General features: G+C 63.4%; 14 protein-coding genes. 6 read left to right on the top strand and 8 right to left on the bottom strand.

Features of this window, described 5'->3' with window-relative positions:
* Positions 1-11: 11 nt before the first annotated feature.
* The 3 genes from D3242_RS15420 to D3242_RS15410 all read right to left on the bottom strand — a co-directional run bounded on the left by D3242_RS15420 (position 12) and on the right by D3242_RS15410 (position 2,320).
* The gene (locus tag D3242_RS15420; protein ID WP_038649203.1) at positions 12-791 is read right to left on the bottom strand and encodes a HugZ family pyridoxamine 5'-phosphate oxidase; all 780 of its coding nucleotides are present in this window, start codon (positions 789-791) and stop codon (positions 12-14) included.
* A gap of 113 nt (positions 792-904) precedes the next feature.
* Positions 905-1,666, bottom strand: a complete 762-nt coding sequence (locus D3242_RS15415; protein ID WP_064980643.1) for a 3-hydroxyacyl-CoA dehydrogenase — start codon at positions 1,664-1,666, stop codon at positions 905-907.
* A 129-nt stretch (positions 1,667-1,795) separates the two neighbouring features.
* Positions 1,796-2,320, bottom strand: a complete 525-nt coding sequence (locus tag D3242_RS15410) for a GNAT family N-acetyltransferase (protein ID WP_064981647.1) — start codon at positions 2,318-2,320, stop codon at positions 1,796-1,798.
* Positions 2,321-2,593: 273 nt separating this feature from the next.
* On the opposite strand from D3242_RS15410, the gene D3242_RS15405 reads away from it, so the two are divergent.
* Positions 2,594-3,577 (top strand): glutathione S-transferase family protein, encoded by a 984-nt coding sequence (locus D3242_RS15405; protein ID WP_064980642.1) that lies wholly within the window; start codon positions 2,594-2,596, stop codon positions 3,575-3,577.
* Between the two features lie 95 nt (positions 3,578-3,672).
* Here D3242_RS15405 and D3242_RS15400 read toward each other — a convergent pair whose 3' ends face one another.
* Positions 3,673-4,167 carry an NUDIX domain-containing protein gene (locus D3242_RS15400; protein WP_064980641.1) on the bottom strand — a complete coding sequence of 165 codons (495 nt, stop codon included), beginning with the start codon at positions 4,165-4,167 and terminating at the stop codon, positions 3,673-3,675.
* A gap of 71 nt (positions 4,168-4,238) precedes the next feature.
* Here D3242_RS15400 and D3242_RS15395 point away from each other — a divergent pair, with 71 nt between their 5' ends.
* Positions 4,239-5,168: a metallophosphoesterase family protein gene (locus D3242_RS15395; RefSeq protein WP_081295907.1), complete on the top strand. Its 930-nt coding sequence runs from the start codon at positions 4,239-4,241 to the stop codon at positions 5,166-5,168.
* Here the strand turns inward: D3242_RS15395 and D3242_RS15390 are convergent.
* The 4 genes from D3242_RS15390 to leuA all read right to left on the bottom strand — a co-directional run bounded on the left by D3242_RS15390 (position 5,152) and on the right by leuA (position 10,784).
* On the bottom strand, positions 5,152-5,766 hold the full coding sequence (locus tag D3242_RS15390) for a hypothetical protein (protein WP_027047315.1): 615 nt from the start codon (positions 5,764-5,766) through the stop codon (positions 5,152-5,154). The two genes, D3242_RS15395 and D3242_RS15390, sit on opposite strands and share 17 nt — an antisense overlap.
* A 200-nt stretch (positions 5,767-5,966) precedes the next feature.
* The gene (locus tag D3242_RS15385) at positions 5,967-6,770 is read right to left on the bottom strand and encodes an alpha/beta fold hydrolase (RefSeq protein WP_064980639.1); all 804 of its coding nucleotides are present in this window, start codon (positions 6,768-6,770) and stop codon (positions 5,967-5,969) included.
* A gap of 239 nt (positions 6,771-7,009) precedes the next feature.
* Entirely contained in the window at positions 7,010-8,785 is a 1,776-nt protein-coding gene (locus D3242_RS15380) for a tetratricopeptide repeat protein (RefSeq protein WP_019860741.1), read from the bottom strand.
* 253 nt (positions 8,786-9,038) lie between these two features.
* Positions 9,039-10,784: a 2-isopropylmalate synthase gene (gene leuA / locus D3242_RS15375; RefSeq protein ID WP_081295866.1), complete on the bottom strand. Its 1,746-nt coding sequence runs from the start codon at positions 10,782-10,784 to the stop codon at positions 9,039-9,041.
* 430 nt (positions 10,785-11,214) lie between these two features.
* On the opposite strand from leuA, the gene D3242_RS15365 reads away from it, so the two are divergent.
* From D3242_RS15365 to D3242_RS33935, 4 genes are read left to right on the top strand one after another with little or no spacing between them, the layout of a single operon-like run.
* Positions 11,215-12,381, top strand: coding sequence for an ATP-grasp domain-containing protein (locus tag D3242_RS15365; RefSeq protein ID WP_027047314.1), 1,167 nt, complete (start codon positions 11,215-11,217; stop codon positions 12,379-12,381).
* A gap of 4 nt (positions 12,382-12,385) precedes the next feature.
* The gene (locus D3242_RS15360; RefSeq protein WP_064980638.1) at positions 12,386-13,162 is read left to right on the top strand and encodes an esterase family protein; all 777 of its coding nucleotides are present in this window, start codon (positions 12,386-12,388) and stop codon (positions 13,160-13,162) included.
* Positions 13,162-13,329 carry a nuclear transport factor 2 family protein gene (locus D3242_RS33940; RefSeq protein ID WP_223217863.1) on the top strand — a complete coding sequence of 56 codons (168 nt, stop codon included), beginning with the start codon at positions 13,162-13,164 and terminating at the stop codon, positions 13,327-13,329. The genes D3242_RS15360 and D3242_RS33940 overlap by 1 nt, the downstream gene beginning before the upstream one ends.
* Positions 13,326-13,475 carry a hypothetical protein gene (locus D3242_RS33935; protein ID WP_223217864.1) on the top strand — a complete coding sequence of 50 codons (150 nt, stop codon included), beginning with the start codon at positions 13,326-13,328 and terminating at the stop codon, positions 13,473-13,475. The genes D3242_RS33940 and D3242_RS33935 overlap by 4 nt, the downstream gene beginning before the upstream one ends.
* The last annotated feature ends 6 nt before the right edge of the window (positions 13,476-13,481 follow it).

Genomic DNA, 13,481 nt, shown 5'->3' with positions numbered 1-13,481 from the left:
ATCAAATGCAATTAAGTTTCATTATTTGCCTGCCCGGCCGCCCGGCCGCCCCTGGCCATTTCGACCAGAACGGGTCGCAATTCCCGCGCTGATACCAGCGGTTGTGGGAAGAATACACGGCAAACATTGTCTCCCGACACCAGATCCATGCCATCAACGTCCAAACCGGCAATGCTCCAGCCGTCGCCAGATGCCCCGGCGTAATGATGCGCGTAAACGGCGACCGCGTCCAGATGGTCCGCGTTCATGTGCTCGACGGCGGATTGTTCGCCCGCCGCAAGCTCTTGGACGATGGGTCCGACGGTGACGAGATCGGAGCGATCGAGCAGATAGGCCTTGCCGAAACCGCCATTGAGGCTGGCGCGCTGGGGCTCGAGGCGAAAGATCGAGAAGTCGCCGAGCCCGGCATAGAGGCTCGCCTTGGGATTGCGGTTGAGATAGCGGCGCTCGGCGCGGGCGTGCGTGTCAGAGCCACGCTCGAGCCGCGACGCCTGGCAGATCAGCGTCAGCCGCGGATATGCCAGCGGGTCGCCCTTGCCGGGCTCGCCGAGCAGCAGGGAACAGCGTGGATCGGCAAGCATGGCGGGCGTGTGCGCCGAGAGCATCGAGACCAGGATCAGCGGCGCGCCGTCGATATCGGTGGCAACACCAACCCGGCTCGCCAGCGGCGACCCGGTCTGCGGCTCCAGCACCGCGAGGGCGCCGAAGCGGGCGCTGCGCAGGAGCGTCTTCGCCAAGCGGATCGCCTCGGCGTCGGTCTCGCGGATCACGTCCTTCTTTTGATCGTCCAAGGGTCTCGTCCTGCTAAGTTGATTTTCATATTCCACTTATCAGACGATGATGCCGGTTTTGGCAAGCGTTCTATGCAAGCCGCCCAAAACCGCATCGCACTTCTGGACTTATACTACTTCGGCGCCATGCGGATGGCGCCGTCGAGGCGGATGGTTTCGCCGTTCAGCATCTGGTTTTCGATGACGTGCAGGGCAAGTGCGGCATATTCGGACGGTTCGCCGAGGCGGGACGGGAAGGGCACGGCGGCGCCGAGCGAATCCTGCACCTCCTGCGGCATGCCGGCCATCATCGGTGTCTTGAAGATGCCGGGTGCGATGGTGCAGACGCGGATGCCGGAACGGGCGAGGTCGCGCGCCACCGGCAGGGTCATGCCGACCACGCCGCCCTTCGAAGCGGAATAGGCGGCCTGGCCGATCTGGCCGTCATAGGCGGCGACCGAAGCGGTGTTGACGATGACGCCACGTTCGCCGCCCTGCAGCGGCTCGAGCCTGGCGGCGCGGTCGGCGACCAGGCGGACCATGTTGAATGTGCCGATCAGATTGACCTCGATCACCTTGCGGTATTGATCGAGCGGGTGCGGCCCGTCCTTGCCGATGGTCTTCATACCAATGGCGATGCCGGCGCAATTGACCAGGAGGCGCGGCTCGCCAAGCTTGCTCGCCGTCTCGGCGACGGCGGCGGCGCCACTGTCGGCGCTGCTGACGTCGCATTGCACGGCAATGCCGCCGATTTCGGCCGCGACCTTGGCGGCGCGGTCGATGCCGACATCGAAGATGGCGACGCGGGCACCCTTGGCGGCAAGGGCACGCGCCGTTGCCTCGCCAAGCCCGGAGCCGCCGCCGGTGACGATTGCGATCTGGCCGTTCGGGTTCATGGCGTCATCCTCTCCCGGAGCATTTCATTATTTCACGAAAGCGCCGAACCGTTTCACATCTTCCTGGAATTGCTCCAAGAAAACAGGGATGGATCAGGCCCGGATCGACGGTCAAGGTCAAGCCATCGCCTAGACGTGCTCGGCGACCCTGGCCTGGCTGGCATGACCGACCTCGCCCGTGAGCCTGGCCACCGCGCCCGGCGTGATCTCGTGCGACAAAAGGCGGTCGAGATCGACAGGGCGCGGCATCGAGATCTGGCCGCGCGGGATGCGCTTGAAGCCGAGCGGCCCATAATAGGGCTCGTCGCCGACCAGTATGACGGCCGGCGCGCCGACCTTTGCAGCCGCTTCGAGTGTGATCGCTACCAGCCGACGGCCGATGCCGAGATTCTTGAAGGCTGGCCGCACCGCGAGCGGCCCGAGCATCAGCGCGCGGCCGGCGCCGGCGGCGATGCGGGTCATGCGCACCGAGGCGACGACGAGATCGCCATCGACCGCCACAAAGGACAGCGCACGCTCGTGGCCGCCGGCTTCGCGGATCTTGTAGGCGGCCAGCACGAAGCGGCCGGGCCCGAAGGCCTCGTCATTGATGGCTTCGATTTCGGGGCCGTGCGCCGGAGTTTCCGGCAGGTATTTCACGTCGGCAAGGCTCATGGTCTTTGCGTTCCGGTAGAGGAGGAAAGGTTGCTGCAAACGGCAGCGTTCGCCAGTCAGCGCTTCATCAAGCGCGGGCGCCCTTTCGTCGTCGGTCAAACCGGATCAAAGCAAAGTCGAACATGCGGTGTGTCCGCTAGCATCAATTTTCGGCCGCCGCAATTGGCCTGATGTGTTCGCCGTCTCCGTCAAGTGACGGTCTGTTCAGCGCCTGATGTCTTCGGCGGGGCAAGCTTGCACCTAAATGATGGGAAAGGACGCAAGGAGATTCGCATGGGATTGCTGGTCGAGGGCAGGTGGCAGGATCGCTGGTACGATACGGCTGACCATGGCGGCAGGTTCGTGCGGACGCAGTCGCAATGGCGTGACTGGATCACCGTCGACGGGGTGCCGGCCGAAGGCCGGAGGCGCGGCTTCAAGGCCGAGCCGGGCCGCTACCATCTCTATGTCTCGCTCGCTTGCCCGTGGGCGCATCGGACGCTGATTTTTCGCGCGCTGAAGAGGCTCGAAGGCATCATCTCCGTCTCGGTCGTGCATCATTTCATGGGCGCCAACGGCTGGACATTCCTGGCCGAGGACGGCGCCACGGGCGACACGCTTTACGGCTTGGATTTCCTGCACCAGATCTATGCCAAGGCCGATCCCGCCTATTCCGGCCGGGTGACCGTGCCGGTGCTTTGGGACAAGAAGGAGCAGACCATCGTCTCCAACGAGTCTTCAGAGATCATCCGCATGCTCAATTCGGCGTTCGACGCATGGGGCGATGCAAGCCTTGATTTCTATCCCGAGGATCTGCGCAATGAGATCGACCGCGTCAACGCGCTGGTCTATCCCGCGGTCAACAACGGCGTCTACCGCGCCGGCTTCGCCACCACGCAGCGTGCCTATGAGGAGGCGTTCGGCGAATTGTTCGCGGCGCTGGATACGTTGGAGGAACGGCTGTCAAAACAGCGCTATCTCGTCGGCGACCGCATCACCGAGGCCGACTGGCGGCTGTTCACCACGCTGGTGCGCTTCGATCCGGTCTATGTCGGCCATTTCAAATGCAATTTGCGGCGCATCGCCGACTATCCGAACCTGTCGAACTATTTGCGCGATCTCTACCAGGTGCCAGGTGTCGCCGCGACCGTGAACCTCCATCATATCAAGGCGCATTATTACGGCAGCCACGAAACGATCAATCCGACACGGATCGTGCCGGTGGGGCCGGAACTGGACTATGGTGCGCCGCATGACCGGGCAAGGTTCGCGACCTGAGATCTGCAGTCCCCGCGGCGGGGGTGGTCGCTATCGGAAGGTTTCCGTGTTGATGCGAGCCTGTCTGTCAAGCTCGGCCTTCAGGAAAGGCATGCTTACCAATAGGGCGACGCGGGTTCCTCCTCAAAAACCTCGGCGATACGTCGCAGCGTTGCCGGCGTCGTTCCCTCCGGCAAACCATCGAGCGGGAAGAAGCCGGCCTCGGCGATCTCGTGGTCCGGCAGCTTCGGTATCGTCTGACTGAAGTGCTCGATGACGTAAAAGCCGACATGGTCGCGGCGGCTGGAGCGGCGGTTGAAGTGCATCGACTTCAGCACTGCCGGCGCGTTCAGCGCGATGTTGCCTTCCTCGGCGAGTTCGCGCACCAGCGCCTCGGCCAGCGTTTCTCCGACCTCGACGCCCCCACCGGGAAGCTGCCAGCCGGGCACATAGGTATGGCGGATCAGGAAAACGGAATTCGTCGCGGTATCATGGACGAGGCCGCGCACGCCGAGTGTCATTGGCCGCCGCAGTACGAAATAGAGATGGAACAACCTGGCCCGCAAACCCGACCAGCCGGTCTGGCGGAAGATGTCGTCCGGATTTGCCATCAGGTGCGAAACCGTGGGTGATAAGGAAACCTTGAGTGGAAAGCGGGGCGCTGGTCGCCTATGAGGGATGGATGTTCAGGCTCGCGCATATTTCAGATGTCCATCTGGGGCCGCTCCCCGATGTATCCTATCGCGATCTCGCCTCCAAGCGCGTGCTCGGCTACGTCAACTGGCAACGCAATCGCCGGCGCCATATGCATGACGCCGTCATCGACGCCATCACCGCCGACATCAAGGCGCAGAACCCCGACCACCTCGCCGTCACCGGCGACCTCGTCAATTTGGCGCTCGACGGCGAGATCGAGATGGCCAAGCACTGGCTGGAGACGCTGGGATCGCCGAACGACGTTTCCGTGGTTCCGGGAAACCACGACGCCTATGTGCCCGGCGCCTTCGACAAGGTCTGCCGCTCATGGGCGGCCTGGATGAGCGGCGACGGCGTCAACACGCCGGTCGACCGCAACGCGTTCCCCTATCTGCGCGTGCGCGGCAATGTCGCGCTGATCGGCGTCTCGACGGCGCGCGCCACGGCCCCCTTCATGGCCAATGGCTTCTTCATGGAAGGGCAGGCGGACCGGCTCGGCAAGATCCTGCGCGATACGGCCGGGCAAGGCCTGTTTCGCGCGATCATGATCCACCATCCGCCGGTGCGCGGCGCCGTTTCGCAGCACAAGCGGCTGTTCGGCATCGCCCGCTTCCACAAGGTCATTCGCAAGAACGGTGCGGAGCTCGTCCTGCACGGTCATTCGCATCTGCCGTCGTTGTTCCAGATCGGGCTGCGCGGCACCAAGGTTCCAGTGGTCGGTGTCGCCGCCGCTGGCCAGGCGCCGGGTGGCAAGCATCCGGCCGCACAGTACAATCTGTTCGATATCGATGGCGAAAAGGGCAATTGGCGCATCCGCCTGACGCGGCGCGGCCTGACCGGGCCGGCGATACCGCCCGCCGATCTGCAGACCTTGGAACTGGGTGTGGAGGCCAGCGCTTCTATGGCCGCAGGCTGAAAACCATCGCCACGAGGCGGTCCCAGAACAAGGCGACCGACACCGCCAGGCCGACCAGCGCGCCGGCGGCGACCAGGCCAAGGCCTGACAGGAAGGCCGACCAGCCCTTGCCGCGTTGCGGCGACCGCAGCGGCGGCTCGGCCTCAGCCACCTCGGCGCGCCTCATGGCGGCGACGGCCGGCTCGACCCCGCCCTCCATCATCCTCTGGCGCTCGACGATGCGCTCGGCGACATAGCGGGTCACGGAATCGGCAACTGGCTTCATCTCGGTCGATTCGGCAAGCACCACACGGCCGATGCGGGTGTCCTTGAGGAAGCGGTAGGTGCGGCGGTCGCGCCCCATAGCGACATGGCTGACGGCATCGATCCACAGGCGCGGCTGCAGCCCTGACGAAACGACGAAGTCGAAATTGTCCATGTCGGCGGGCACATCGGCAAAGACGGGTGCGAGTTCGGCGGCCAGGAGATCGAGGCGCATGCGATGCGCCTCGCGCATGTCGACGACGACATCGTCGCGGTCAGCGAAGGCGTTCTTCACATCACGGATGGCATCGGACAGTTTTCTTGACGGATCGATCTTTTCGCCTGCGTCCTTCATCGGCGTCTGCCTCGCGGGTTTGGTTAACACGGGGTTAACACAGACGCCGGCAAAATGCACTGGCGAGATGAAGCGGACAGAGGCGGTCTGGGATGCTGCGCTGAAGCGCGTCGCGTTGCGCGACGCGCTTCAGATCTTTGTTTCATGCACGTCGTTCTCCCAAAACCGAGGTCACTTTCGGGCGACATGCATTAAGCAACTCAACTGGCCGCCGCGGCGAGTTTGGGGCGAACGGGCCTGGCGCGACGGTTCATATTGCGCCGGATGATGCTGGCGATCAGATCGGGCGCTTCCTCGATCAGCATGTGGCCGGCCTGCAGCACGTGATGCACATGAAAGCGCGCCGGCAGGTCGTCGGCCTGGGTGTAGGGCAGCACCGCGTCATCACTGCCCCATACCACCATCACCGGCATGGTCAGCCTGTCCAACCGTTCACGCGGGATGACGCCTTGGCGGTCGTCCCTGGTCATGGCGGCGGCGATCTCGACGAGTTTTTCCGATTGTCCGGGCCGCTTGCGCATCTCGCAGAGCATATCGGCGATGTGATCAAAGGGGCGCGCCAGTGGACCCGACATGGCGGCAAGACAGGCGAGGATCTCGGACGGGCTCCGTGCGGCGGCATAGCGGCGCAACAGCGGCCCGTTGATCTCCGGGCCGAAGCCGCCAGGCGCCAGAAGCGTCAGCGAGGCCACCTTCTCCGGCTCGGCCAGAGCCATCAAGGTCGCCACCGCTCCGCCCATCGAATGACCAACGAGATGGATGCGTTTGACCTTGCGGGCCGCAAGGTCGGCAAGAACGGCCCTTGCTGCCACCTTTGCGGGCCCGGCACCGGCAAAGTCGAACGACAGGCCATGTCCCGGCAGGTCATAGGCAAGCGTGCACGCGGAAGGGGCGAGCGAGGCGATCACGTCGCGCCAGACGTTGTGGCTACCGCCAAAACCGTGCAGCAGGACGATGGTCTTCGAACCAGATCCTTGTTCGGCGGCATAGAGCGATGAAATCATGAAGGTGGGAGCTTGTTGCGGATTGTGAAAAGCGCGGACCTGACACCAAATGCGGCTGGATTGCGCTTCACCCTGCGTCATAGCCAGTAAAATTTTCGCGATTGTTCGCGAAGGCGAGCCTGTAATTCAATGGGGTTTGTCCAGCGGAAGCCGGCAAATCAGCCCGATTGGGGGCCCTTGTTCTCCGTGCGCGACCGCCCGGCAATTCCATTGGTCCAACGGCCGGTGTTTGTTCAACTTCAGCTGGCGTCGCCGAGCCCGGCGGCGCGCAAGGCGCCGACCAGCCGCTCGGTCAGGTCGGCCGGATATTTTCGGTCGATGAAGGTCGCGCGCGGATTGGCGGCGAATTTGGGGAATTTGGCGGTGAGTTCATCGAGCAGCTTGCGTGCCAGGCTGTCCTGACCGGAGATCCTGGCGCCGATCAGCCGGGCGGCAAGATAGTGCGATTTCGTTGCCGTGGTTCTCAGTGCGGAGCTGGCGATCGCGGCCTTGCTCGTGTCGCCGAGCATCAACTCGCCGGCGAAAAGCCCGAAATCCCACCATGTCGGATGGCCGCTGGAGGCATCCACCGCATGAGCCAGAAGGGGTGTTCCCTCGGCGTAGCGGCCGGCGAAGACCAACCCATAACCATAGGCGGCCGCCATGGAGACGTCATAGGGGTTGAGATCATGGGCCTTGCGCATCCAACGCAGCGCCTCGTCGGCATTGCCAAGACGCGAATTGATGTAGCCGTAGGAACGATGCGCATAGGGACTGGTCGGGCCCATCTGCACGGCGCGATGGGCGAATGTCATCGCCTTCTCGATCGTCGCATCCGGCGGATAGGCGTAATGGTCGTTCACGGCCTCGAGGTGCAGCGAGGCGAGCTCGGAGTAAACAAGCGACGATTTTGCGCCGTTCTCGGCAAGGGTTTCGAGGCAGCGATAGGCGGCCTCGTGGGTTCTGGCGTTCTGATCGAGATAGTATTTGCCGTTGAGCAGCAGGCACTGCGTCAGGCCGTTCTGAATGCCGCTCTGCTCGATATAGTTGTAGATCGTGCCGGACGCGGGCAGTGCCGAACTCAGGATGCCGGCGATACGGTCCTCGACGGCCGATGGCGCGCTGTCGGCGGCTGTCAGGTTGCGCGACAAAAGCACACGTCCGGTCGCCACGCTCTGCAGCTCGATGGTGATCTCGCCCGCGCCCGGTCCAGGCAGGACATCGAACATGAAGCTCGTTGCACTGGCGACCGGGTCGGTCTTGTCGACCGTGTCGCGGCCGATAAAGTCGATGGTATCGAAGCCGCTCAGGCCGGCACGCAACGACGCGGCGACGCGGCTGGCGTCCGCGCCGCTGGCCTTGACGGCGATGTAGACGAGCGGCAGGGCCTCGCTGGCCGGGGACGGCGCGATGCTGCTGGTCAGGCCGGCGCTCTCGAACGTCGCCGGCAGATCGCCGCCGGCGAGCAGCGCGCCGCCGCCCTGGCGCAGGATCAGGACGCCGAGCATGGCGATGACCACAACGATCGCCATCCAGAAGAACGTGAGATGGCGCGCCACAGAGGGCGCGGGTGCCGCCGCCGGCGCCAGCAACGCGGCGGGCGCAACGGCCTCGTCGGCAGTATTGGGGTGCTCGGCTGGAGCTGCTGCCGCTGGCGCCTGCTCGGCGGGTTTGGCCACTTCCGGCAGACGGATCGCGTTGAGCTCATAGGCCGGCACGTAGCCGCCGCGTGGGATGGCGATGCGGACGGGCTCGGCGATGCCTTCATTGGCGAAATACTGCTGCAGCAATTCGCGCAGCCGGCCTGCCTGCACCCGCACCACGGCATCGGTCGACGGATCGAAATCGCCGTCCTTGCCGAAGACGTCCATGGCGATGGAAAAGCCCTTGAGCCTGTCGGCTTCGCCGGCCTGCTCGCGTTCGACGAGATAACGGATCAGCTTGCGCGCGCGCTCGGACCGTCCGAACGTTTCGCTGGCAAGCAGTCGCTCCAGTGTCTCGCGCACTGCGGGGGCGGCAGGCGTGGCATGCTGCAAGTGTCGATCCTCTCGAAGTCGGCACAGGTTGAGGCGCGATCATATAGGGCTCGCACCACCACACAAGTATACACCCGTTATGCGATCGCATACCTCACCGGATAATTTTCCGGTGGTTAATGACGCTGCCGATGCCGGCTACAGGATTGGTGTGCCGCCGGTGTCAGCCGTTTGAGGCCAAGGCCTTGTTCGGCTTGAAAAAATGGCTGGCGCGAGAGTGGCTGTGATCTCTCGCGCCAATCGTCGGTAGATGCTACCGCGGCTTGCGGCCGACGATGCGGTTGGCTGCCGACGTCACCGCTTCCAGCGAGGCGGCGACGATGTTGGTGTTGATGCCGGCGCCGAACAGCTTGCCGCCGGGATATTCCATTTCGACATAGGAAATGGCGGATGCATTGGAGCCACGCTGCATCGAGTGTTCGGAATAATCGAGCACCGACATCTCGACGCCGACATGGCGTGACAGTGCATCGACGAAGCCGTCGATCGGGCCTGTGCCGGTGCCTGATATGGTCACTTCCTTGCCCTTGTCGAGGATCACTGCCTCGACCACGCGCCGGCCCTTGACCACTGTATCGGGATAGGTGTGGTGGTCGAGGAATTTCAGGCGCGCGCCCGGCTGGTCGACATAGGTTTCGAGAAAGCGCTCATAGATGCGCTTGGCCGGCACTTCCTTGCCCTCGGCATCGGTGATCGCCTGGATCGCCTGGCTGAATTCGATCTGCAGGTTGCGCGGCAGATTGAGGCCGTAATCGGCCTGCAGCACATAGGCGATGCCGCCCTTGCCGGACTGCGAGTTGATGCGGATGATCGCCTCGTAGCTGCGGCCGACATCGGCCGGGTCGATCGGCAGATACGGCACTTCCCAGAGGCTGGTGTTGGCCTTTTTCAGCGCCTTCATGCCCTTGTTGATGGCGTCCTGGTGCGAGCCGGAAAAGGCGGTGTAGACGAGTTCGCCGACATAGGGGTGACGCTCGGGGATCTTCAACTGGTTCGAATATTCATAGACGTCCTTCATCCGGTTGATGTCGGAGCAGTCGATGCCCGGATCGACGCCTTGTGTGTACATGTTGAGCGCCAGCGTGACGATGTCGACATTGCCGGTGCGCTCGCCATTGCCGAACAGCGTGCCTTCGACGCGGTCCGCGCCCGCCATCAAGCCGAGTTCGGTGGTGGCGATGCCGGTGCCGCGGTCATTGTGCGGATGCAGCGAGATGATCAGGTTCTCTCTGGCGTCCAGATTGCGGCACATCCATTCGATGCGGTCGGCATAGATGTTGGGCGTCGACATCTCGACCGTCGACGGCAGGTTGATGATCAGCTTGTTGTCCGGCGTCGGCCTGACGATCTCGGTGACGGCGTTGCAGATCTCCAGCGCGACTTCGAGCTCGGTGCCGGTAAAGCTTTCCGGCGAGTATTCGAAGCGATAGCCGCCGCCGGCCTTGGCCGCCATGTCGGTGATCATCTTGGCCGCGTCGGTGGCGATGCGCTTGATGCCGCCGACATCCTTTTCGAAGACGACGCGGCGCTGCAATTCGCTGGTCGAATTGTAGAAATGCACGATCGGGTTGGTGGCGCCCTTCAGCGCCTCGAAGGTGCGCGTGATCAGCTCGGGCCGGCACTGCACCAGCACCTGCAGCGACACATCGGCGGGCACGTTGCCTTCCTCGATGCACCAGCGGGCGAAGTCGAAATCGGTCTGCGAGGCCGAGGGGAAGCCGATCTCGATCTCCTTGAATCCCATGTCGAGCAGCAGGCCGAACATGCGCGCCTTGCGCTCATGGCCCATCGGGTCGATCAGTGCCTGGTTGCCGTCGCGCAGGTCGACCGAACACCAGATCGGCGCCTTGTCGATGACCTTCGAGGGCCAGGTCCGGTCGGTGAGGCCAACGGTCGGATAGGGTTGGTATTTGCGGGCCGCGTCGGGCATGCCGCGGGCTGGTTCGACATGCTTGCCTGCTACAGCGGCATCAGGGCGGATCTGTTCTCGTGCGTTCATCGTCTTGTTCTCCCGGCGGCCCTCGGATCCGTCTCGGACGGATGGCTGGCGAGTGGCGCCTTTACCAGATTTTTTCGTTCGCTTGATGTGACTGCCAATTTTGAGACTGGCTAAGGAGCATGCGCTTGCGCGGCGGTTCGACCGCCGGGCGCTCCTTCAGCGAACCCGGCGATCGCCGATAAGGCCGAGAAGAAGCAGGGTCGAGGCAAGCGCGCGCACGGTCTCGCCGGCAAAGCCGGTCTGACGGGAAGCGATGGTGGCGCGCGTGTTCATGCCGGTTCTCATACAGGAGCGCCCCGGCAGAGGCAAGCGGGGGCTGAATCCGTTGAACATTATCCCAAATGCCGGTGCTCTTCCCCAGGCGCCGCAAATGCGCCAGACTTGGATGCCGACGGGGCTGCGGTGCCCTGTCACCGGGAGGTGGTTGTCGATGAATTTCGTGTTCTTTTCGCCGCATTTTCCGACCAACGGCGCCGATTTCTGCGACCGGCTGAAGAAGGCCGGAGCCACCGTGCTCGGCATTGGCGATGCGCCCTATGACGCGCTTGACGGCAGGCTGAAGGCAGCGCTTTCGGAATATTACCGCGTCGCCGACATGGAGGACTACGATCCGGTGTTCCGGGCGATGGGGCATTTCATCCACAAATGGGGCCGCGTCGACCGGTTCGAATCGCTCAACGAACACTGGCTAGAGCTGGAAGCCAACATCCGCACCGACTTCAACATCTACGGCACCAAGCTCGATTTCGTGAAGAACCTGAAGCGCAAGAGCCGCATGCGCGCCTTTTTCCGCAAGAGCGGCGTCGAGACCATCGCGCAGCGCAAATGCTCCGACCGCGCCGGCGCCATGACTTTCATCCGCCGCGTCGGCTATCCCGTGGTGGTGAAGCCCGACAGCGGCTCTGGCGCTTCCAACACTTTTAAGATCTCCAACACAGGGGAGCTCGACCAGTTCTTCCGGGACAAGCCCGAGGACGTGACCTTCGTCATGGAGCAATTCATCGAGGGGCTGGTGGTGACCTATGACGGGCTGGTCAACCGCGACGGCGAGGTGGTGCTGGCGGCCAGCCACCGCTACGACCAGAGCGTCATGGAGGTGGTCAACAAGGACCGCCATATGAGCTACACCTGCTTTCCCCATATCAGGCCAGCGGTCGAGGAGGCCGGCCGCAAGATCCTGAAGGCGTTCGACGTGCGCGAGCGCTTCTTCCACATCGAGCTGTTCGAGACCAGGGACGACCGGATCATCGCGCTGGAGGTCAACATGCGGCCGCCCGGCGCCTGGATGACCGACGCCATCAACTACACGTTCGACATCGACGTCTACGCGGCATGGGCCGACATGGTGGTCAAGGACGCCGCCGGCGGGCCATATGAGGGCAAGTATTTCACCGCCTATGCCAGTCGCAAGCGGCACCTCCACTATTTGCACAGCCATGAGGACGTGCTAGCGGCGCACCGCGACAAGATCGTCCACCATCAGGCCATCGAAGAGGTTTTCAGCCGCGCCATGGGAAATTACGCCTATCAGATGCGCTCGAAGGATCAGGCGGCGCTGCGCGAGGCGGTCGCCTATATCCATGCGGAAAAGGCCTGAGGCGATGGACATCTCCTATCACAAGCATTTCTCCGGCAAGCTCGGCCGCGACATGGAATACAAGCGCTACGGTCATGCCGGCCGGCCCGTGGTGGTGTTCCCGACCTCGCAGGGGCGGTTCTACCAGTTCGAGGATTCCGGCGGGGTGGGCGCTTTGGCCGAGTTCATCGATACCGGCCGCATCCAGCTGTTCACGGTCGACGGCATCGATTCGGAATCCTTCTTCGACAAGCATGCCGACGCCGCGCATCGCATCGGCCGCCACGAGGCCTATTTCCGCTATATGCGCGAGGAGGCGCTGCCGGAAATCCTGTCCGCCGCATCGGCTGCCAATGGCGGGCGCAGACTGAAGCCGTTGTTTTCAGGCTGTTCGATGGGCGGCTACCATTCGTCGAATTTCGTCTTCCGCTTTCCCGAACTCGCCAGTGGCGTCATCTCGCTGTCGGGGGTCTATTCGGCTCGCGACTTCTTCGGCAAGGCGCTGGAGGGCGACATCTTCTACAACTCGCCGCTCGATTACCTGCCCGGCATCGTCGATCCGAAGCTTTTGGCGCGGCTGAAGGCGCTGCGGCTGATCTTCTGCTGCGGGCAGGGCGCCTGGGAAGAGCGCATGCTGGTCGAGACGCGCCAGCTGGAACAGATCCTGCGCGACAAATCCATTCCCGCCTGGGTCGACTATTGGGGCGGCGACGTCAGCCATGACTGGCCATGGTGGCACAAGCAGCTGGTCTATTTCTTCGGCCGCTGGCTGGATGATGATCTGATGTACAGGCTCGATTGATGACGACCCCCGACCCCATCCGTCGCTTTGTCGAGGCCACCAATGAAGGTGATACCGAAGCCTTTCTCAACACCTTTGCCGACGACGCATTCTTGAGCGACTGGGGACGATCGTTCCAGGGGCGCGAGCAGATCGCCCGCGGAACCAGTCCGACAATATCGGCGTGAAGTCGAACCTGAGCGTCGTCGGCATCACGCCGACGGAAGGCGTCTATCGCGTTCGCATCGCCGTCGAGGGCAAGGGCTTCAACGGCGAGGGCGACATGACCTTCACGCTGGATGGCGACCGTATAGCGAGCCTTGTCATCACCTGACAAAGG

Source organism: Mesorhizobium jarvisii (assembly GCF_003601985.1).
GTDB lineage: Bacteria > Pseudomonadota > Alphaproteobacteria > Rhizobiales > Rhizobiaceae > Mesorhizobium > Mesorhizobium jarvisii.
This window is presented reverse-complemented; position numbering and strand designations above follow the sequence as displayed.